The organism is Streptomyces sp. NPDC050617 (assembly GCF_040654795.1).
Lineage (GTDB): Bacteria > Actinomycetota > Actinomycetes > Streptomycetales > Streptomycetaceae > Streptomyces.
The window spans coordinates 22,461-43,666 of record NZ_JBFAIS010000007.1 but is presented as its reverse complement, the minus strand read 5'-3'; the positions used below and the strand labels follow the sequence as shown (position 1 = coordinate 43,666).

Annotated in this window: 15 protein-coding genes; 5 read left to right on the top strand and 10 right to left on the bottom strand. The window is 73.9% G+C overall.

Annotated elements, in window-relative coordinates; all coding sequences use genetic code 11:
• The first annotated feature begins 30 nt into the window (after positions 1-30).
• A complete protein-coding gene (locus tag AB0I49_RS11855; protein ID WP_363226756.1) occupies positions 31-3,891 on the top strand; it encodes an ABC transporter ATP-binding protein in 3,861 nt (1,286 codons plus the stop codon).
• 171 nt (positions 3,892-4,062) lie between these two features.
• Positions 4,063-5,493, top strand: a complete 1,431-nt coding sequence (locus tag AB0I49_RS11850; RefSeq protein ID WP_363226755.1) for a S28 family serine protease — start codon at positions 4,063-4,065, stop codon at positions 5,491-5,493.
• A 48-nt stretch (positions 5,494-5,541) separates the two neighbouring features.
• On the opposite strand, the gene AB0I49_RS11845 is transcribed toward AB0I49_RS11850, so the two are convergent.
• The 5 genes from AB0I49_RS11845 to AB0I49_RS11825 form a co-directional block, all read right to left on the bottom strand.
• Positions 5,542-6,171, bottom strand: coding sequence for a hypothetical protein (locus AB0I49_RS11845; protein ID WP_363226754.1), 630 nt, complete (start codon positions 6,169-6,171; stop codon positions 5,542-5,544).
• A 134-nt stretch (positions 6,172-6,305) separates the two neighbouring features.
• Positions 6,306-8,165: a glycoside hydrolase family 3 protein gene (locus AB0I49_RS11840; RefSeq protein ID WP_363226753.1), complete on the bottom strand. Its 1,860-nt coding sequence runs from the start codon at positions 8,163-8,165 to the stop codon at positions 6,306-6,308.
• 124 nt (positions 8,166-8,289) lie between these two features.
• Positions 8,290-8,952, bottom strand: coding sequence for a hypothetical protein (locus tag AB0I49_RS11835; protein WP_363226752.1), 663 nt, complete (start codon positions 8,950-8,952; stop codon positions 8,290-8,292).
• 126 nt (positions 8,953-9,078) lie between these two features.
• Positions 9,079-9,702, bottom strand: coding sequence for a TetR/AcrR family transcriptional regulator (locus AB0I49_RS11830; protein ID WP_363226751.1), 624 nt, complete (start codon positions 9,700-9,702; stop codon positions 9,079-9,081).
• Between the two features lie 80 nt (positions 9,703-9,782).
• Positions 9,783-10,595: a sugar phosphate isomerase/epimerase family protein gene (locus AB0I49_RS11825; protein WP_363226750.1), complete on the bottom strand. Its 813-nt coding sequence runs from the start codon at positions 10,593-10,595 to the stop codon at positions 9,783-9,785.
• Positions 10,596-10,932: 337 nt separating this feature from the next.
• Here AB0I49_RS11825 and AB0I49_RS11820 point away from each other — a divergent pair, with 337 nt between their 5' ends.
• From AB0I49_RS11820 to AB0I49_RS11810, 3 genes are read left to right on the top strand one after another with little or no spacing between them, the layout of a single operon-like run.
• The gene (locus AB0I49_RS11820) at positions 10,933-12,084 is read left to right on the top strand and encodes a Gfo/Idh/MocA family oxidoreductase (RefSeq protein ID WP_363226749.1); all 1,152 of its coding nucleotides are present in this window, start codon (positions 10,933-10,935) and stop codon (positions 12,082-12,084) included.
• Entirely contained in the window at positions 12,081-13,238 is a 1,158-nt protein-coding gene (locus AB0I49_RS11815) for a dihydrodipicolinate synthase family protein (protein ID WP_363226748.1), read from the top strand. The genes AB0I49_RS11820 and AB0I49_RS11815 overlap by 4 nt, the downstream gene beginning before the upstream one ends.
• Complete coding sequence (locus AB0I49_RS11810; protein WP_363226747.1) at positions 13,235-14,101, top strand: sugar phosphate isomerase/epimerase family protein; 867 nt, start codon at positions 13,235-13,237, stop codon at positions 14,099-14,101. The genes AB0I49_RS11815 and AB0I49_RS11810 overlap by 4 nt, the downstream gene beginning before the upstream one ends.
• A gap of 83 nt (positions 14,102-14,184) precedes the next feature.
• Here AB0I49_RS11810 and AB0I49_RS11805 read toward each other — a convergent pair whose 3' ends face one another.
• From AB0I49_RS11805 to AB0I49_RS11785, 5 genes are all read right to left on the bottom strand, one after another.
• Positions 14,185-14,562 carry a DUF937 domain-containing protein gene (locus AB0I49_RS11805; protein WP_363226746.1) on the bottom strand — a complete coding sequence of 126 codons (378 nt, stop codon included), beginning with the start codon at positions 14,560-14,562 and terminating at the stop codon, positions 14,185-14,187.
• A 344-nt stretch (positions 14,563-14,906) separates the two neighbouring features.
• Entirely contained in the window at positions 14,907-16,310 is a 1,404-nt protein-coding gene (gene xylB, locus AB0I49_RS11800) for a xylulokinase (protein ID WP_363226745.1), read from the bottom strand.
• Between the two features lie 317 nt (positions 16,311-16,627).
• A complete protein-coding gene (locus AB0I49_RS11795; protein ID WP_363226744.1) occupies positions 16,628-17,578 on the bottom strand; it encodes a ribokinase in 951 nt (316 codons plus the stop codon).
• 42 nt (positions 17,579-17,620) lie between these two features.
• On the bottom strand, positions 17,621-19,573 hold the full coding sequence (locus AB0I49_RS11790; RefSeq protein ID WP_363226743.1) for a substrate-binding domain-containing protein: 1,953 nt from the start codon (positions 19,571-19,573) through the stop codon (positions 17,621-17,623).
• Positions 19,563-21,098 carry a sugar ABC transporter ATP-binding protein gene (locus AB0I49_RS11785; protein WP_363226988.1) on the bottom strand — a complete coding sequence of 512 codons (1,536 nt, stop codon included), beginning with the start codon at positions 21,096-21,098 and terminating at the stop codon, positions 19,563-19,565. Before AB0I49_RS11785 ends, AB0I49_RS11790 begins: the two co-directional genes overlap by 11 nt.
• Positions 21,099-21,206 lie beyond the last annotated feature (108 nt).

Genomic DNA, 21,206 nt, shown 5'->3' with positions numbered 1-21,206 from the left:
CCGGTAGAGGACGCCGGTGGGAGGACTCGGGTGACGGCACAGAACACAGAGCAGGGCTGGGCGCGGCGGCTCACACGCTACTGCTGGCGGTATCGGCGCAACGTACTGCTGGCCCTCGGCTCCTCGCTCGCCGGGATGGCCGTCACGGCGCTCGTACCGCTCGTTCCCAAACTGATCATCGACGACGTGATCGGCTCGCACAGCAGGCCGCTCGCCCCCTGGGCGACGCTGCTGATCGTCGCCGCGGTCGCCGTCTACGCCCTCACCTACATCCGCCGTTTCTACGGCGGGCGACTCGCGCTCGACGTCCAGCACGACCTGCGCACCGAGATGTACGAGTCGATATCGAGGCTCGACGGCAGACGCCAGGACGAGCTGTCCACCGGGCAGGTCGTCGGCCGCGCCACCAGCGACCTCCAGCTGATCCAGGGCCTGCTCTTCATGTTGCCGATGATGATCGGCAACATCCTGCTGTTCGTCATCTCGCTCGTCGTGATGGCCACGCTCTCCCCGCTGCTGACCGTCGTCGCCCTCGCCGTCGCCCCCGCCCTGTGGTTCCTCGCCAGCCGCAGCCGCACCCGGCTCTTCCCCGCCACCTGGTACGCGCAGGGGCAGGCCGCCGCGGTCGCGGGCGTCGTGGACGGCGCCGTCACCGGCGTCCGCGTCGTCAAGGGCTTCGGCCAGGAGGAACAGGAGGCCGGCAAGCTCCGCGAGGTCAGCCGCCGGCTCTTCGCGGGCCGGCTGCGCACCGTACGGCTGAACTCCCGCTACACCCCGGCCCTCCAGGCCGTACCCGCGCTCGGCCAGGTCGCCATGCTCGCGCTCGGCGGCTGGATGGCCACCCGCGGCCAGGTCACGCTCGGCACGTTCGTCGCCTTCTCGACCTATCTCGCACAGCTCGTCGGGCCCGTGCGGATGCTCACGATGATGCTGACCGTCGGGCAGCAGGCGCGGGCCGGCGTGGAGCGCGTCTTCGAGCTCATCGACACGGAACCGGTCCTCAAGGAGCGCCCCGACGCCGTCGGGCTGCCGGCCGACGCGCCCGCCACGGTCGAGTTCGACGACGTGAGCTTCGGCTACGCGAAGCGGGACACGGGTGAGGAAGAGGGCGCCGCCGCCCCGCACCCCGTGCTCGACGGGTTCTCGCTGCGCATCGAGGAAGGCGAGACCGTTGCCCTCGTCGGCGCCTCCGGCAGCGGCAAGTCCACCGTCTCGCTCCTCCTGCCCCGCTTCTACGACGTGACCGGCGGCGCCGTCCGCGTCGGCGGCCACGACGTACGCGACCTGACGACCGCCTCGCTGCGCGACGCGATCGGGCTGGTGCCCGAGGACAGCTTCCTGTTCTCCGACAGCATCCGCGACAACATCGCGTACGGGCACCCGGACGCCACCGACGAGCAGGTGCGCGCCGCCGCGCGCGCCGCGCAGGCCGACGGGTTCATCGGCGCCCTGCCGCAGGGCTACGACACCAAGGTCGGCGAACAGGGCCTGACCCTCTCCGGCGGCCAGCGCCAGCGCGTCGCCCTGGCCCGCGCGATCCTCACCGACCCCCGGCTGCTGCTCCTCGACGACGCGACCTCGGCGGTCGACGCGCGGGTCGAGCACGAGATCCACGAGGCGCTGCGCTCCATCATGGCGGGCCGCACCACGCTCCTCATCGCGCACCGCGCCTCCACCCTCGCCCTCGCCGACCGCGTCGCGGTCCTGGACGCGGGCGTCCTCGTGGACGTCGGCACGCGGGAGGAGCTGGAGGAGCGCTGCGAGGTCTACCGCAGGCTGCTCACGGACCCGGAGGAGCTGGGGGCGGAGGGCCGGTTCCGTACGGACGCGACCGCGACCGCGGGCGGTTTCGGCGGCGAGGCGTCGGCTACGGGCCTCATCGACGCGCCCGATGCATCCGATGTACTCGGCGCATCAGATGCGGCCGGCGCGCCTGAAACGAATGATGTGCCCAACGCGACCGCCGCCCCCGGCGCCGTCACCCCCGAGCTGTGGGTACGCCCCGACGCCTCGTCCTCCCCGACCGCGTCCGCCCCCGCCGACAACGCCCTCGCCGGCATGCCCGCCACCCCCGAACTGCTCGCGAAGGTGGCCGCGCTGCCGCCCGCCGACGACGTGCCGAACGTGGACGAGGAGAGAGCCGCGCGCCCCGAGGAGTCCTACGGGCTGCGCCGCCTGCTGCGCGGCTTCGGCAAGCCGCTCGCCGTCAGCCTGGCGCTCGTGGCCGTCGACGCCGTTGCCGGGCTGCTGCTGCCCGTACTGATCCGGCACGGCATCGACCAGGGCGTGCAGCGCCTGGCGCTCGGCGCGGTGTGGACGGCGGCCGGGCTCGCCCTGCTGGTGGTGGTGGGGCAGTGGGCGGCGCAGTTCGGCGAGACGCGGATGACGGGCCGCACCGGCGAGCGGGTGCTCTACGCGCTCCGCGTGAAGATCTTCGCGCAGCTCCAGCGGCTCGGGCTCGACTACTACGAGCGCGAGCTGACCGGCAAGATCATGACGCGGATGACGACCGACGTCGACGCCCTGTCGTCGTTCCTCCAGACCGGCCTGGTCACCGCCGTCGTCTCCGTGCTGACGTTCTTCGGCATCCTCGTCGCCCTGCTCGTCATCGACCTCCAGCTCGCGCTCGTCGTCTTCGCGACGCTCCCGCCGCTGATCATCGGGACGGTCTTCTTCCGCCGCCAGAGCGTCAAGGCGTACGAGCTGGCGCGCGAGCGCGTCAGCGCCGTCAACGGCGATCTCCAGGAGAGCGTGGCGGGGCTGCGCATCATGCAGGCGTTCCGGCGGGAGGACGCGGGCGCGCGGCGTTTCGCGGAGCGCAGCGACGGGTATCGGCAGGCGCGCGTGCGCGGGCAGTTCCTGATCTCGGTCTACTTCCCGTTCGTACAGCTGCTGTCCTCCGTGGCCGCCGCCCTCGTGCTGATCGTCGGCTCGGGGCGGGTCGGCGCGGGCACGCTGACGGCGGGCGCGCTCGTCGCCTACCTCCTCTACATCGACCTGTTCTTCGCCCCCGTGCAGCAGCTGTCGCAGGTCTTCGACGGCTATCAGCAGGCGAGCGTCTCGCTCGGCCGCATCCAGGAACTGCTGCGCGAGCCGACCACGACGCCGCTCGCGCGGGAGCCGCGCGACGTCCGCGGGCTGCGCGGCGAGATCGTCTTCGAGGGCGTGCGCTTCCACTACGGATCGGGCGACGAGGCGGAGGAGGCGCTGTCCGGGATCGATCTGACGATCCCCGCCGGGCAGACGGTCGCGTTCGTCGGCGAGACGGGCGCGGGCAAGTCGACGCTCGTCAAGCTCGTCGCCCGGTTCTACGACCCCACGGCGGGCGCCGTCCGCGCCGACGGCGACGACCTGCGCGAGCTGGACCCGACCGCTTACCGGCACCGGCTGGGCGTGGTGCCCCAGGAGCCATACCTCTTTCCCGGCACGGTCCGCGACGCCATCGCGTACGGGCGTCCCGACGCGAGCGACGCCGAGGTCGAGGCCGCCGCGCGGGCGGTCGGCGCGCACGACATGGTCGCCACCCTGGACGGCGGCTATCTGCACGCGGTCACCGAGCGCGGCCGCAACCTCTCCGCCGGCCAGCGGCAGCTGATCGCCCTGGCCCGCGCCGAGCTCGTCGATCCGGACATCCTGCTGCTCGACGAGGCCACCGCCGCCCTCGACCTGCACAGCGAGGCGCTGGTCAACCGGGCCACGGACCGGCTCGCGGGCAAGCGCACCACCTTGGTCGTCGCCCACCGGCTGACCACGGCGGCCCGCGCGGACCGGGTGGTGGTCATGGACCACGGGCGCGTCGTGGAGGACGGCACGCACGACGAACTCCTCGCGGCGGACGGCTGGTACGCGCGGCTGTGGCGGACCTTCACGGGGGAGGCGCTGCCCGTGTGACCACCTGCGGGTGCTCCCGCGCGCCCCGCGCTCCCGCGCGCCCCGCGCTCCCGTGCCGCCGCCGGCCTGATCCCGTTCCGATCCCGCCCCCGATCAGGGCTAGTCGGGGCGGGCGGAGTCCCGATAGGTTCACGGCGATCTCTGTGAAACCAGGGACCCCAGGGAGGGCGAATGCGCAAGGCACTCAGATGGCTGCCGGCGTTCGCGGTGCTCATAGGCACCGTGGGCGCCGGCACCGCACCGGCGGGAGCGGCCACCGCCGCGGAGCCGGACATCAAGGAACGCGTCCTGAAGATTCCCGGCATGAGTTTCGTCGAGGAGAAGCCCTACGAGGGCTACCGCTACCTCGTGTTCACCTATGACCAGCCGGTCGACCACCGCCACCCGTCGAAGGGGACGTTCAAGCAGCGCTTCACCCTGCTGAACAAGTCCACGGACCGGCCGACGGTCTTCTTCACCTCCGGCTACAACGTCTCCACGACGCCCAGCCGCAGCGAGCCCACCCGCATCGTCGACGGCAACCAAGTCTCCCTGGAGTACCGTTACTTCACGCCGTCCCGGCCGCAGCCCGCCGACTGGTCGAAGCTCGACATCCGGCAGGCCGCCGACGACCAGCACCGCCTCTACAAGGCCCTCAAGCCGATCTACACCAAGAACTGGCTGGCCACGGGCGGCAGCAAGGGCGGCATGACGGCGACCTACTTCCGCCGCTTCCACCCCGACGACATGGACGGCACCGTCGCGTACGTCGCGCCCAACGACGTGAACAACAAGGAGGACTCGGCGTACGACCGGTTCCTCGCCGGCGTCGGCGACAAGGCGTGCCGCACGCAGCTGAACTCCGTGCAGCGCGAGTCCCTGGTGCGCCGCGACGAGATCGTGGCCCGCTACCAGAAGTGGGCCGACGCGAACGGCAGGACGTTCAAGGTCGTGGGCAGCGCCGACAAGGCGTACGAGAACGTCGTGCTCGACCTGATCTGGGCGTTCTGGCAGTACCACCTGCAGAGCGACTGCGCGACCGTCCCCGCGACCAACGCCTCCACCGACGAGCTGTACAAGTTCGTCGACACGATCTCGGGCTTCGACGCCTACACCGACCAGGGCCTGGAGAAGTACACGCCGTACTACTATCAGGCGGGCACCCAGCTCGGCTCGCCCAGCTTCAAGTCCCCGCACCTCAAGGGGCTGCTGCGGTACCCGGGCATCTACCAGCCGCGCTCGTACGTGCCGCGGGACATCCCCATGAAGTTCCAGCCCGGTGCGATGCGCGACGTCGACCGCTGGGTGCGCAACGACAGCGAGCGGATGCTGTTCGTGTACGGGCAGAACGACCCGTGGGGCGCCGAGCCGTTCCGGCTCGGCAGGGACGCGGCGGAGCGCCACGATTACCGCTTCTACGCGCCCGGCGGCAACCACGGCTCGAACATCGCCCAGCTCGTCGCCGACCAGCGGGCCAAGGCCACGGCCGAGGTCCTCGACTGGGCGGGCGTCGCCCCGGCCGCCGTCAAGAAGGACGCGAAGCTGGCGAAGCCGCTCGCGCCGTACGACGCGAAGCTGGACCGGCCGCAGACGCTCGACCGGCAGCAGACACTGCGTCCGTGACGCGGTGACGACGGCGCGGTTCCGCGCCCTACGGCCCGCCCGCCGCCTCTACAGGCGGCGGGCGCAGCCGACCGGGTCCCGGCCGCCCACCCGTACGTACAGCGCGGTGGACGGCGGGCACGCGGCGCGGGCGCGGACCGTGCGCGTCACCCGGTACTCGGGGGCCCGCGCCCCCGACCCGTCGCAGGCCGTCTCCTTCACCAGGCCGCGCCGCTCGGCGTAGACGCAGTCCCCGGCGACGGTCAGCGGCCCGCCGCCCATGCCGGGGTCGCCCGGATGCGGCGGCTGGAGGTTGCGCATGCAGGCGTAGCCCTCCGGAACGCTCCGCTCCTCCGAATTCCCCCTGTTCAGCGCGGTGATGTGCAGGACGAAGTCCGTGGCGTCGGGGCAGCGCGGCCCGCTCGCGCGGGGGCCGTTGTACCGGCCGACGACGCGCGCCGCGGCCCGCTCGCTGGTGCACGCGACCTCCGTGAAGGACGTGCGCCCGCCGGAGCTGCACTCGCCGCGGGCCAGGAAGAACGCGCCGTAGCCCGAGGGCCGCGGCGCGGAGACGGAGCCGGCCCCCGCGTCGGCCCCCGACCCGGAATCGTCCGGCTGTCGCTGACAAGCCGTCAGCAGCCCGGCGGCCAGCGGCAGCAGCAGCGCCAGCACCGCGTACGGCGGCGCGCGATGACCCATGGTGTCCCCCCCGTCCCCCGACCTGTACGCAGCCAGCGTGGCCCGCCGGGCGGGCGCACGCCAGGCGTGCCGGGAGCTTTGCGCCCCTCAGGCGGGGCGCGAGCGGGGCACGGCGTACGGTCCGTACGGCCGGATCAGTACCGCAGGCCGTACCCGACCGGGTAGAGGACGCGGTCCGGGTCGTCCGCGCGGGGCACGGACACCGGGAGCCTGCCGGTCGGGCGGGTCTTCCCGGCGATGACCCGGGCGGCGGCCCGTACCTCCACATCGCTCCAGCCGTAGGCGGCCAGCGCCGCGCCGACGCCGCTCAGCCGCGCGATGTCATAGGGGTTGCGGATGGCGACCTGGACGACCGGCCGGCCCGTGGCGGCCAGCGCCGACACCAGCGCACGCTGGGACGACGCGGCCGTGACGTTGTACGTGGCGACGATCACCGCGTCCTTGTCGCGGGCCGCCGCGACCGCCGCGTCGATGCGCGCCCGGCTCGGGTCGGGCGCGGAGCCGGTGCCCGTGGACAGCGCGGTGGCCGTGAAACCCAGCTCGCCGAGGGCCTCGGCGAGGACGGCGGTGGGCGGGCCGCCGGTCCCGGAAGGGGACTCCGGGTCGACACCGACGACGAGAAGGGAATTCTGTCGTCTCCGGGAGAGTGGCAGCAGCTTGTCCTTGTTGACGAGCAGAGTGGTCGTGCGGTCCGCGATCCGGTCGGCTTCGGCCAGGTGGGAGCGGATGCCGACGGCGCGGTCCACGTCGTGGCGGCGGGCGTACGGGTCCTTGAACAGCCCCCTGCGCAGTTTGAGTTCGAGAACGCGGCGTACTGAGGCGTCCAGCCGCGCTTCGCTGATCTCGCCGCCGCGCACGGCGGCGAGCACCGCGTTCCAGGCGACGGCGAGGTCCGGCGGGTTGAGCAGCTGGTCCACGCCTGCCTTGAGCGCGAGGACCGCCACCCGCGCGTCGCCGTACTTCTTGCGCACCCCCTCCATGGCGAGCGAGTCCGTGATCACGACGCCGTCGAAGCCGAGGCGCTCGCGCAGCAGGCCGGTGACGATGGGGCGGGAGAGGGTGGCCGGGTCGCCGCTGGGATCGAAGGCGGGGAAGACGATGTGCGCCGTCATGACCGAGTCGGCGCCGGCGGCGATCGCGGCCTTGAACGGCGGCGCGTCCAGCCGCTCCCACTCGGCCTCCGTATGGGTGATCACGGGCAGGTCCACATGGCTGTCGGTGCCGGTGTCCCCGTGGCCCGGGAAGTGCTTGACGGTGGCGGCGACCCCGGCCGACCGGAAGCCCCGCACCTGCGCCGCGACCAGGCCGGCGACGGCCTGCGGGGAGCTGCCGAAGGACCGTACGCCGATGACCGGGTTGGCCGGGGCGACATTGACGTCGGCGTCCGGCGCGTAGTCCTGCCGGACGCCCATCGCGGCCAGCTCCGCCCCGGAGATCCGGGCGGCGTTACGGGCGTCCGCGCGCGAGCCGTTCGCGCCGAGCGCCATGGCGCCGGGCAGCATCGTGGCCGGGGCGCCGATACGGGCGACGGCGCCGTGCTCCTGGTCGGTGGAGATGAGCAGCGGGATGCGGGTGCGCCGGGCCAGGGCCGCCCGCTGGATGCCGTTGGAGAGGGCGGCGATCTGGCGCGGGTCGTGGGTGTTGTGCGCCCAGGCGAAGTAGATGATGCCGCCGACGTGGTACTTGGCGATGAGCTCGGCGGCGTCGGAGACGCCGATCTCCTTGCGGTTGGCGGCGGCGTCGGCGGGCGCCGGGTCGGTCGCCGAGGCGCCGTAGATCCGCATGACGAAGAGCTGGCCGACCTTCTCCGGCAGGGTCATCCGCGAGATGAGCGCGTCGGCGCGGGCGCGTCTGGCGCGCCGCGCGTGCTCGGCGGTCCCGGTGGTCTCGGCGGCCCGGACCTCTGCGACGCCCGGCGCGCCGAGGGCCAGGGCGGTGAGGGCGGTGGTCGCGGAGGCGGTGAGCAGCGAGCGACGGGAGGCGGTGTGGTGCATACGTGCTCCTTCCGGAGGCCGAGTGGCGCGCACCGCCGCCGTGGTGGGCCGCGGGCGGCGCCCTGGGATTCCTCACGTGGTCGGAGAAGGGCTGATCGTGGTGGAGCCGCTGGTTCGGTTACGGTCACTTGCCGGCGAAACGAGGTTGCCACGTGATCCGATCTTTGGGCACCTCGAAGACCGCCACCACCTGGAACGCCGCCAGGCACTCGGGCGGCGGCTCCGCGTGCGGGGGTACCCGCATCGCCAGCGTGCGTCCGTACCGGACCAGCGACGCCGACGGCCAGTGGTCGCAGCCCGTCGTCCGCGACCAGCCCACCAGCGTGGTCCGGGAGAAGTCCGTGCCCGCCGCCGCGGCGCGGATGTCCTGGCCGCGCCGGCCGAACCGGGCGGCGAAGGCGTCGAGGTCCGCCCGGTCGCGGAGGACGGCGTGCAGATCGGGGCCCGCGCCGGGGGCGCTCGCGAAGTAGGCGAGGCCGGTGTCGATGCGGCCGGCGGGGGAGCGGCCGTCGTCCTGGGAGGACGGGGCGCGGGGGCTCGCGGGCGGGGCGGAGCCGGGCGAACCGGGGGCGGCCGTGGGCCCTGAGGGTGTGGAGGGCCCTGAGGGTGCCGATGGTGGCGAGGGTGCGGATGGTGCCGAGGACGCTGTGGTCCCTGAGGGCGAACCGCCACCGGCGCTAGTGGAGGGGGGCGCGCCGGCGGCGGTGTGCTGCTGGCCGCAGGCGGCGGAGAGGGAGGTCAGCAACGCAGCCAGCAGCGAGGCCGACACCGCTCTGCGGAGACTCACCAACAGCACGCCCCTTGGACGAACGGCGTCCCGGCGCGGTTCCGCGCCGGGCGCACGAACCCGGAAACGTCGACTGGAGGGGCAACCACCGTGGCGCATGGGCCCATCGTGCGCGCTGAGGCGGTGCTAATCAGCGCCGCGCCGTACCGCGTTACGCCGTTTGGGCAGTCGCATCGTCAGCAATTTGGCGCGCGGGGCCAGCCGCCGCACCAACGCGAACACCGACTCGGTGCGCGACCGGTCGGCGTCCAGCACGGTGAAGAGATTCACCCCGAGATAGAAGGCGATGGCGGCGTTCGCCAGCTCCCGCGGCGGCGTCAGCCGGGCCAGCGGCGTGCCCCCGATGACCCGCTCCAAGGTCTCCTCGACGAACGCGAGCCACGGCTGCGCCCGCTCGCTGACCGGGCCGCGCAGCTCCGGTTTGGCCACGGCGGCGGCGACCAGCTCGCAGAAGACGGCGACATGGCCGCCTTCGAGGTCGTCGCGGTAGATGCGGGTGGCGGCGTCCGCCAGCTCCTCGACGGTGCGGATCGGGGCGACGGTCGCGGAGTGCCGGGCCATCCGATCGGCGGACGACCGGTCCAGGGCGGCGAGCAGCAGCTGGTCGACGCCGCCGAAGTGGTAGAAGACCAGCGCCGAATTGGCGCCGGCCGCCTTCGCGATCGTACGGGCGCTGGCGCCGGCGTAACCGTGCGTCTTGAGCACGGACGTCGCCGCCTCGATCAACCGGTCCTTCGTGTCCGTGGTCATGCGCCCCCCGCCTCTCGCCGAGCCTTAATCATACGGTTCAACCGACTGATTAAACGCGCTGGTCAGCGGCGGCGGAGGCGCTACCGGGTGCTGTCAGGGGCCGCTTCGACCAGCCGCTGGAGGTGCTCCCGGCCCGGCCCGAGCAGCCCCTCCAGGGGCTCCGCCCGCGGATACCACCGCTTCTCGTACTCCCAGCACAGCCACCCGTCCCAGCCCTCGGCCCCGAGCAGGCCGACGACCTGGGACAGCGGCAGCACCCCCGCGCCGAGCGCCAGCGGAGTGGTGTCCTCCGCCGAGGCCACGTCCTTGACCTGTACGTATCCGAGGTGCGGGGAGAGCGCGGGGAAGGTCGCCGTCGGGCTCTCCCCGGCCAGCCAGGGATGCATGACATCCCAGAGGGCGCCGACGTTCTTGTGGCCGACCGGACCGAGCACCCGAGCGGCGTCCGCGCCGCGGGGGTGCGAGTCGTGCGTCTCCAGAAGGAGACGCACACCGCGGTCGGCGGCCTCCGGGGCGGCCGCGCCCAGCCGCCGGGCGGCTGTCGCGTCCGCTTCCTCCGGGGACTGCTCGTCCCCGCCGCCCGGGAAGACCCGCACGTAGGACGCGCCCACGTCCTCCGCCAGCCGCGTCAGCCCGGACAGCTCCGACAGGACCGGCTCGTCGTCGCCGGGGGCCGCGACCCGCGCGTAGCCGGCGACGGCCAGGACCGCCACGCCCGCCGCCGCGAACTCCTCGGCCACCGCCGCCCGTTCCGCCGCCCCGATTCCGGGATGCACGGCCTCCTCGGGGTGGGCGCGCAGCTCGACGCCGTCGTAGCCGTGCTCGACGGCGAGCCGCACCGCGTCGCGTACGGGCGTGCCGGGCACGCCGAGGGTGGAGAAGGCGAACTTCATGCGGGCTCCCGGATGGTGGTCGACGGATCTCCTCGCCGGACGCTAGGCAGCGGCGCCGCGCCGGTCAACCATGTCGGGTGCGGCGCGGCGGGCGAGGCGCCGGGCGAGGCGCCGGGCGGGTCACGGTCGGCGGTCCTGCCGCGCGGCAGGGGCGGCGGACGGCTGCCGCCGCGCGGGGCGTGCCGGGCGACGGCTGCCGATCTTGTCGCGTGGCGCGTGCCGGGCGATCGGTGCCCAGAGGCCGTTCTTGTGGACGCCGCCGCCCCGCGCTAGCTTCTCGATCAGCGGCCGACGCCCGCCACGGACGTGCCGGGCGGCTGCGGAAGGGGGCGCCGCGATGACGCGCAGGACGGTGCGGATCGCCATGAACGGCGTCACCGGCCGCATGGGGCACAACCAGCACCTCGTACGGTCTCTCCTCGCCATCCGGGAACAGGGCGGCATCGACCTCGGCGACGGCTCCGCGATCTGGCCCGATCCGGTCCTCGTCGGCCGCTCCGAACCCCGGCTGGCGGCCCTCGCCCGCCGCCACGGCCTCGACGCGTGGAGCACCGACCTCGACGCCGTCCTCGCCGACCCCGCCGTCGACGTCTACTTCGACGCCCAGGTCACCGCCGCCCGCGAGGCCGCCGTGCGCAAGGCCGTCGCCGCCGGAAAGCACGTCTACTGCGAGAAGCCCACCGCCACCGGCGTGGACGGCGCCCTGGACCTCGCCCGCCGCGCGCGCGACGCGGGCGTCAAGTCCGGCGTCGTCCAGGACAAGCTGTTCCTGCCCGGCCTGCGCAAGCTGAAGCGGCTCGTCGACGGCGGCTTCTTCGGCCGCGTGCTGTCCGTACGCGGCGAGTTCGGCTACTGGGTCTTCGAAGGCGACTGGCAGACCGCCCAGCGCCCCTCCTGGAACTACCGCGCCGAGGACGGCGGCGGCATCGCCGCCGACATGTTCCCGCACTGGGAGTACGTCCTGCGCGAGATCTTCGGCCCCGTGCGGACCGTGCAGGCGCACGTCACCACGCACATCCCGCGCCGCTGGGACGAGCACGGCAAGCCGTACGAGGCGAGCGCCGACGACGCCGCGTACGGCGTCTTCGAGCTCGAAGGCGGCGCCGTCGCGCAGATCAACTCCTCCTGGGCGGTGCGCGTGGCCCGCGACGAGCTGGTCGAGTTCCAGGTCGACGGCGTCGAGGGCTCGGCCGTCGCCGGGCTGCGCCGCTGCCGCGTCCAGCACCGCTCCGCCACCCCGCGCCCCGTATGGAACCCCGACATTCCCGCCGCCGAGGAATTCCGGACGCAGTGGCAGGAGGTCCCGGACAACGACGAGTTCGACAACGGCTTCAAGGCGCAGTGGGAGCTGTTCCTGCGCCATGTCGTCCTGGACGAACCCTGGCGCTGGGGCCTCCTCGCGGGCGCGCGCGGCGTGCAGCTCGCGGAGCTGGGCCTGCGCTCCTCCGCGGAGGGCCGCCGCCTGGACGTGCCGGAGCTGTCGCTGTGACCATCGAGCTCCCCGGAGAGGACGGCGGCACGCGCGCGTACGAGCCGCGCGCCGAACCGGCCGCGTTCGCCCCGGCCGGCGCGCCGGCCGCCTCCCGTACGGCCTTCGCCGCCGGCCATGTGGTCGCGGACCCGTCGGCCGGTCCGGGGGCCGCCGCCCTCGACTGGGACGCCACCCTCGCCTTCCGCCGCCACCTGTGGGCGTACGGCCTCGGCGTCGCCGAGGCGATGGACACCGCGCAGCGCGGCGGCGGCCTGGACTGGCCCGCGGCCGCCGAGCTGATCCGCCGCTCGTCCGCCGAGGCGAAGTCCGTCGGCGGCCGGATCGCCTGCGGCGTCGCGACGGACCAGCTCGACGCGGCCGGCGCCGCGCACACCGTGGACGAGATCACGGCCGCGTACGAGGAGCAGCTCGCCGTCGTGGAGGAGAGCGGCGCACAGGCCGTGATCATGGCATCGCGCCAGTTGGCGGCCCGCGCCGCCTCGGCGGACGACTACCACGAGGTCTACGGCCGGCTGCTGCGCCAGGCCGCGGAACCCGTCATCCTGCACTGGCTCGGCCCCATGTTCGACCCCGCCCTCGACGGCTACTGGGGCAGCTCCGACCTCGACGCCGCCACCGACACCTTCCTCGACATCATCGCCGCCCACCCCGACAAGGTCGACGGCGTCAAGATCTCCCTCCTCGACCCCGCGCGCGAGGTCGCGCTCCGCCGCCGCCTGCCGCGCGGCGTGCGCTGCTACACGGGCGACGACTTCCACTACCCGGAGCTGATCGCGGGCGACGACCGCGGGTTCAGCCACGCCCTGCTCGGCGTCTTCGACCCGCTGGCCCCGCTCGCCGCCGAGGCCCTGCGCGTCCTCGACACGGACGACACCCGGCGCTTCCGCGCCCTCCTCGACCCGACCGTGGAGCTGGCCCGCCACCTGTTCCAGGCGCCGACCCGGCACTACAAGACGGGCGTCGTCCTGCTCGCCTGGCTGGCTGGGCACCAGGAGCACTTCACGATGGTCGGCGGCGCGCAGACCGCCCGTTCGCTGCCGCACCTCGCCCGCGCGTACCAACTCGCCGACACGCTCGGCCTGTTCCCCGACCCCGAACGGGCCGAGGCCCGGATGAAGACGCTGATCGCCGGTCGCGGAGGGGCGACGTGAGCGGCCCGGCCCCCCGGCCGCGGCCGGCCGGGGCGAGCGGCGCGGACCGCTTCAGCATCAACCAGGAGACCGTCAGGCAGTGGTCCCTGCCCGAGCTGGTCGACGGCTGCGCGGCGGCCGGGGTCCGGCACGTGGGGCTGTGGCGCGGGCCGGTCCAGGAGTACGGGCCGGCCGCCGCCGCCCGCCTCGTGCGGGACGCGGGGCTCACCGTCAGCACCCTCTGCCGGGGCGGCTTCCTCACCGCGGCCGACCCCGCCGCGCGCGCCGCCGCCCTCGCCGACAACCGGGCCGCCGTCGACGAGGCCGCGGCCCTGTCCACCGGGGTCCTGGTCCTCGTCTCCGGCGGCCTGCCGCCCGGCGGCCGCGACCTGGCCGCCGCCCGCGAGCGGGTCGCGGACGCGCTGGCGGAGCTGGGCCCGTACGCCGCCGAGCGCGGGGTGCGGCTCGCGATCGAGCCGCTGCACCCGATGTACGCGTCCGACCGCTGCGTCGTATCGACCCTCGCCCAGGCCCTCGACCTGGCGGAACGGTTCCCCGCGGAGCAGGTGGGCATCGTCGTCGACACGTACCACCTGTGGTGGGACGACACGGTGGCCGAGGGCATCGCCCGCGCCGGGCGCGGCGACCGGATCGCGTCCTTCCAGCTCGCCGACTGGGTGACACCGCTGCCCGAAGGGGTCCTGCTGGGACGGGGGCAGCTCGGCGACGGCTCTGTGGACCTGCGCCGCTTCCGCGAACTGGTGGACGCGGCGGGCTACGACGGCCCCATCGAGGCGGAGATCTTCAACCCCGGACTTTGGGCGCGCGACGGCAGTGCGGTCCTCGCCGAGACCGTCGACCGCTACCGGGCTCACGTGCTCTGAAGGGCCGGTGTGCTCTGAGGGGCTGATGCGCTCTGAGGGGCTGTGATGTGCTCTGAGGGACCGCCGGTCCGCGCGGGCCGGTGTCAGCGTCGCGCGGACCGGCGGCCGAGCACGGTCACCAGCACCGGGGCGATGACCCGCAGCGCGGCCGCGACCTCCGTCTCGGGGCGGCCGGTCTTGTTGGCGAGGGCCTTGGCGACCGGCCCGATGGCCCTGGCCAGCCCGTCGGCGGCGGTCCCGCCGCCGGTGCCCTCGCCGAACCCGCCGAAGGTGACCTGCCCGACCAGCGGCTGCTCGTCGGCCGCCGCCACCTCGGCCGCCGGGACCTTGAGCGCGGTCGACGCGGCGCGTACGACGGATGCGGCCTCGTTGGTGTCCGTGCCGAGGAGCCCCGCGACGGCCTTGAGCCGCTGGTTGCCCAGTGCGTCGATGACATCGTTGTGCAACGCGTCGTCAGTCATGGACACAACGCTACGTTTGTGCCGATATCCCGGCACCTTGAGTAACGGATGAATAACTCCGGGAAATCAGCGCAACCCTCGGGGGCATCGGCGGGTCGTAGTTTGCATCGGGCTTCCGGGGGAGGGATCCGGGGGGAATCCAAGGAAGCCTGGCCTTGAGGGGGGCCGAGGGGGCCGGACCGGTGCGACGCTGCTCAGCAGACGCGGGTCGGGCCCCCTCGTAGTACACATCGCCTGAATCTCGCGGCGTCTGGACGCCGCGCGTCTGAGCTCCGCGACGTTTGAAACCCACGGTGTCTGAAACCCACGCTGTCCGAATCCCGTGCGGCGGCAGCCGTGTGGCGTCAGCCGTGCATCGACGCGCGCGCCCGCGCGTACGCCGCCCGGACCCGGCGCCCCGGCTCGCCGTCGGCGGGGGCCGGGATCAGCCGGGAGCCGGTGAGTGGCCAGGACGGCGGCTCGGGGGTGCCGGCCAGCGCCCAGGCGGCCTGGCGGGCCGCGCCGAGCGCCACGTACTCCTCGGGCTCGGGCACCGTGACCGGCGCCCCGAAGATCTCGGCGGCGATCTCGCCGACCACCGGGGCCTTCGCGGCGCCGCCGATGAGCAGCACCCGGCGCGCGTCGACGCCCCGGCCGCGCAGCTCGTCCAGCGCCTCGGCCATGTTGCACAGCATCCCCTCCACCGCCGCCCGCGCGAGCTGCGGAGGCCGCATGTTGTCGGTGCGCAGGCCCACCAGGCTGCCCGTGGCGTCCGGCAGGTTCGGCGTGCGCTCGCCGCCCAGATAGGGGAGGAAGACCAGACCGTCCGCGCCCGGTTCGGCCGTACGGGCGAGGAGATCGATGTCCCCGAGGCCGGTACCGATCATCCGGGCGGTCGAACTGAGCACCCGGGCCGCGTTCAGCGTGCACACCAGCGGCAGGAAGCGGCCGGTGGCGTCGGCGAAACCGGCGACGGCGCCGGACGGGTCGACCGTGGGCTCCTCGGACACCGCGAAGACCGTGCCGCTGGTGCCCAGCGAGACGACCACGTCGCCCGGCCCGATGCCGAGCCCCAGCGCCGCCCCCATGTTGTCGCCGGTGCCGGGCGCGACCAGCGCCCCGTGCGGGGTGCGGCCCGCGCTCTCGTACGGGGCCAGCACGCGCGGCAGCGCGGGGGAGCGGCCGCCGAAGGCCAGCGAGAGGAGGTCGCGGCGGTAGTCGCCGGCGGCCGGGGACCAGTAGCCCGTACCGGAGGCGTCGCCGCGGTCGGTGACCGGTTCGGCGCCCGAGCCGGGGCCGCCGCGCAGCCGCCACGTCAGCCAGTCGTGCGGCAGCATCACCTGCGCGGTGCGGTCCGCGAGGGCGCTCTCGTGCTCGGCCATCCAGCGCAGCTTGGCCACGGTGATGGCCGCGAGCGGCACGGTGCCGACGGCCTCGGCCCACCGCTCCGGGCCGCCGAGTTCGGCCACGAGGTCGGCCGCGGCCCCCGCGGAACGCGTGTCGTTCCACAGCAGCGCGTCGCGCACCGGCGCCCCCTGGCCGTCCAGGGCGACCAGCCCGTGCTGCTGGCCCGCGACCGCGACGGCGTCCACGTCCGCGAGCAGATCGCCGCCCGCGGTGCGCAGCGCCTGCCACCAGGCTTCCGGGTCGACCTCGGTGCCGTCCGGGTGGGAGGCCCGGCCCTGGTGCAGCACTTCTCCGGTGTCGGCGTCGCAGACGACGACCTTGCAGGACTGAGTGGAGGAGTCCACTCCGGCGACTGTCGGCATGGCGGATCCACTTCCGTACGGGAATGACGCCTGGTCAGGCGCGGGGACGCCATTGGATCCTAGGGGCGGGGTCAAGGGCCGGGCGCCGGGGAGGGGCCCAAGGCCGCGGAGCCTGACACCGCATGATGCGGTGTCAGGCTCCACAGGCCGGTCGTTGGATTGGCTGCTGGAGCAGCCTCGGGCCGGTCGTCGGACGAGCCTCGTACCGGCCGTCGTACCGGCCTCGGACCAGCCTCGTACCGGTCGTCGGACTGTGCGTAGGACTGCGCCTGGGACTGCGCCTAGGACTGGCTGCGGATCGGCAGCCGGGCCGGTCGTCAGGACGGCTCGTCGCCGCCGGGCAGCGCCTCCCCCTCCGCCGGGTAGGACTCCTGCGCCCCGGCCCGCGTCACGGCCGCCGCCGCGACCCGCGTGGCGAAGCGGACCGCCGACTCCAGGCCGTCGCCGGCCCCCAGCCGCCAGGCCAGGGCCGCCGTGAAGGCGTCGCCCGCGCCGGTGGTGTCCACCGCCGCCACCTCGATGCCCGGCACGCGGACCGCCGCCCCGGCCCCGTCGTCCCCGTCCGCCTCCGCGAGGAGCGCGCCGGCCGCGCCCAGGGTGACCACCACGGAGCGGGGACCGCGCTCCAGGAGGGCCGCGGCCCACGCCTCCGGCTCGTCGGAGGCCCCCGCCGGATGGCCGTCGAGCAGATAGCGGGCCTCGTGCTCGTTGACGATGAGCGGGTCGCAGGCCGCCAGCACATCGTCGGGCAGCGGCGCGGGCGGCGACGGGTTGAGCACCACGCGGGTTCCGGGACCCGCGGCCCGTACGGTCTCGGCGACCGTGTCCAGCGGGATTTCCAGCTGGAGGGAGACGACCCGCGCCGCCGCGAGCAGATCGCCGGAGGCCCGTACGTCCTCGGGCGAGAGCCGGGCGTTGGCCCCGGGGGAGACGACGATGCTGTTGTCGCCCGAAGGGTCCACGGTGATCAGCGCGACGCCGGTGGGCGCGCCGCCGACGAGGACGCCGCCGACCTCGACGCCCGCCGCGCGCTGCGCGTCCAGCAGCAGCCTGCCGTGGGCGTCGTCGCCGACTCGGGCGAGCAGGGCCGTACGGGCGCCGAGCCGGGCGGCGGCGACGGCCTGGTTCGCGCCCTTGCCGCCCGGATGGGTGACCAGGTCCGAGCCGAGTACGGTCTCACCGGCCAGGGGGCGGCGTTCGACGCCGACCACCAGGTCGGCATTGGCCGAGCCGACGACGAGCAGGTCGTAGCGGTGCGCGCCGTGCATGGTGATGTGTTCCTCTCGAAAGACAGCGGGAGCGGAGGGGCTTCAGGAGAAGTCCGCGACGTTCTTCGCGGTGACGACCTTCACCGGCACCTTCACCGTCTCGCCGACCTTCTCCCCCTTGGCCAGTCTGACGGCGTTCCGCACGGCCAGCCTGCCCACCTCCTTCGGCTGCTGCGCGACGGTCGCGGCCAGCGAGCCGTCCCGGACAGCCTTGAGGCCGTCCGGGGTGCCGTCGAAGGCGACGACCTTCACGGACGTACCGGCCTTGGCGCCCAGGGCCTTGACCGCGCCCAGTCCCATCTCGTCGTTCTCGGCGAAGACGCCGTTCACGTCCGGGTGCGCCTGGAGGAGGTTGGTCGTCACGTCCAGCCCCTTGGCGCGGTCGAAGTCCGCGGGCTGCCGGGCGGCGACCTTGATGCCGGGGTACGCCTTCAGCCCCTCCCGGAAGCCCTGCCCGCGCTCGCGGGAGGCCGAGGTGCCGGCCGTTCCCTGGAGGACCAGGATGGTGCCCTTGCCGTTCACCTGCTCCGCGAGCGTCTTCGCGGCGAGCCTGCCGCCCGCGACGTTGTCGGAGGCCACGAGGGTGTCGACGGACGCCTCGTCGACGCCCCGGTCGGCCGCGACGACGGGGATGTCCGCCTGGCCCGCGGCCTTGACGGACGGGCCCGCGGCGTCCGAGTCCACCGGGTTCACGATCATGGCCTTGACGCCCTGACTGGTGAAGTTCTGGATCTGGTTGGCCTGTTGGGAGGCGTCGTTCTGGGCGTCGGTGACGGTCAGCTCGACGCCGGACGCCTTGGCCTCGGCCTGCGCGCCCGCCTTCAGCTGCACGAAGAAGGGGTTGTTGAGGGTGGACACGGACAGCCCGACCTTGGTCTCCGCCCCCGACGAGCCGGGCCGCAGGAACACCGCGGCCAGCGCCACCGCCGCCACGGCCGCCGCACCGGTCGCGATCTTCACCGGCCGCCTGCCCGGAAGCCCGCCGCCCGGCTTGGACGCGCCTGAGGGGGCCGGGGAGGCCCCGGCGCGGCGGCGCAGCGTGTCGAGGAGCACGGCCAGCGCGATGACGGCGCCGATGACGACCTGCTGCCAGAACGCGGACACGGACAGCAGGTTGAGGCCGTTGCGGAGCACGGCGAGGATCAGCGCGCCGACGAACGTGCCGGACGCCTTGCCGACGCCGCCCGACAGGCTGGCCCCGCCGATGACGACCGCCGCGATGGCGTCCAGCTCGTAGCCGTACGCCGCCTGCGGCTGCGCCGAGGAGAGCCGGGCCGCCAAAACGATGCCCGCGACGGCCGCGAAGGCCCCCGACAGGGCGTAGATCACGAGCTTCTGGCGCTTGACGCGGATGCCGGAGAGCCGCGCCGCCTCCTCGTTGCCGCCGATCGCGTACATGGCGCGGCCGATGTACGTACGGGCCAGCACGACCGCCGTTACGACGCCGACCGCGACCATCACGATGACCGGTACGGGCAGCCGTCCGCCGAGCGTGTCGCCGAGGCCGGAGACGGCGTCGGGGAAGGCGATCGGGCTCCCCTGGGAGACGACCAGCGCGAGGCCGCGCCCTATGGAGAGCATCGCCAGCGTCGCGATGAACGGCGGCAGCTTGCCGAACGCGATCAGCGCGCCGTTGACCAGGCCGCAGGCGATCCCGGTGCCGACGGCGAGGACGACCGCCAGCGGTACGGGCAGCCCCTGGGAGGTCGCCGTCCAGGCGAGCACGGTGGCGGACAGCGCCGCCACCGAGCCGACCGACAGGTCGATGCCCGCCGAGACGATGACGAACGTGACGCCGAACGCGAGGATCGCGGTGACGGCCGCCTGCACGCCGACGTTGAGCAGGTTCTGGGTGGTCAGGAAGTCGCCGGACAGCAGTGACAGCGCCACCACCAGCACCACCAGGGCGCTCAGCGCGCCGTTGTCGAGCAGCACCCGGCGCAGCACCGGGGCCGCGCCCGACGGGCGGTCGCCCTTGAGAGTGTCAGCGGCCACGGGAGCCCTCCCCTTCCTTCTCTTCTGCCTCTTCCTTCTCTTCTGCCTCGTCCGGCCGGGTGCGTACGGCCAGAGCCATCACCGCGTCCTGGGTGGCGTCCCCGGCGGCGAGTTCGCCCGCGATCCGGCCCTGGGCCATGACCAGGACCCGGTCGCTCATGCCCAGCACCTCGGGGAGGTCGCTGGAGACCATCAGGACCGCGTGGCCCGAGGCCGTCAGCTCGTTGACGAGCCGGTAGATCTCGACCTTGGCGCCGACGTCGATGCCGCGCGTCGGCTCATCGAGGATCAGCAGCCTCGAAGCGGCCAGCAGCCACTTGCCGATGACGACCTTCTGCTGATTGCCGCCGGACAGGGTCCGTACGCGCTGGTCGAGCGAGGCCATCCGGACCCCGAGCCGCTCGGCGATCCGGGCCGCGGCCCGCCGCCGGCCGGACCGGTCCACGAACCCCGCGCGGGTGGCGCGGCCGAGGGTGACCAGGCCGAGGTTCTCCTGCACGGAGGCGTCCAGGAGCAGGCCCTGGCCCTTGCGGTCCTCCGGTACGAGGCCGATCCCGGCCTCCAGCGCGGCGTTGACGTCGTGCCGGGGCAGCGGCCGGCCCGCCATCTCGACGGTCCCCGCGTCGTACGGATCGGCGCCGAACACGGCCCGTACGACCTCGGTGCGGCCCGCGCCGACCAGCCCGGCCAGGCCCACGACCTCGCCGGGCCGCACCTCGAAGGCGATGTCCTGGAAACTGCCGCTCCGGGAGAGGCCCGTTACCCGCAGCAGGGGGGCCGCGGTCCGTGCGGCGTCGGTGCGCTCGCGCGGGTACTGCGCCTCGATGGAGCGGCCGACCATCAGCCGCACCAGTTCGTCGTGCGGGGTGCCGGCCGGGACCTGGGCGACGCTGCGGCCGTCGCGCAGGACGGTGACGCGGTCGCCGAGGGCGGCGATCTCCTCCAGGTGGTGGGTGATGAAGACGACGCCGACGCCGTTCCCGCGCAGTGTCCGGACGATCCGGAAGAGTTTGTCCACCTCTTCGGCGGTGAGCACGGCGGTCGGCTCGTCCATGATCAGGACGCGCGCGTCGAGGGAGAGCGCCTTGGCGATCTCGACCATCTGGAGCCGGGCGATGCCCAGTTCGCGCACGCGGGTGCGCGGCGGGACGTCGACGCCGACCCGGTCGAGCAGTTCGGCGGCGGCGCTCTCCATCGCCTTGCGGTCGATGAAGCCGAGGCGGCGGGGCTGGCGGCCGAGGAAGATGTTCTCGGCGACGCTCAGGTCCGGTACGAGGTTGAACTCCTGGTGGATGGCGGCGATGCCGTGCCGCTCGGCGTCCTGCGCGCCGCGGACGCGTACGGGCTCGCCGCCGACGAGGACGCGGCCGGCGTCCGGGCGGTGGACGCCGGAGACCACATTGATGAGCGTGGACTTGCCCGCGCCGTTCTCGCCGAGCAGGACGTGCACTTCACCGGCGCGCAGATCGAAGTCGACGTTGTCGAGCGCGACGACGCCGGGGAAGGTCTTGCGGACGCCCTCCATGCGGAGGAGTTCTACGGGGGCCGGTCCGTTCGACGGCGGCTCCGGACAGTCCTTCAACGGGCACTCCTTCAACGGGCACTCCTTTCGGGCTCGCCGCAGGAGAGCGGC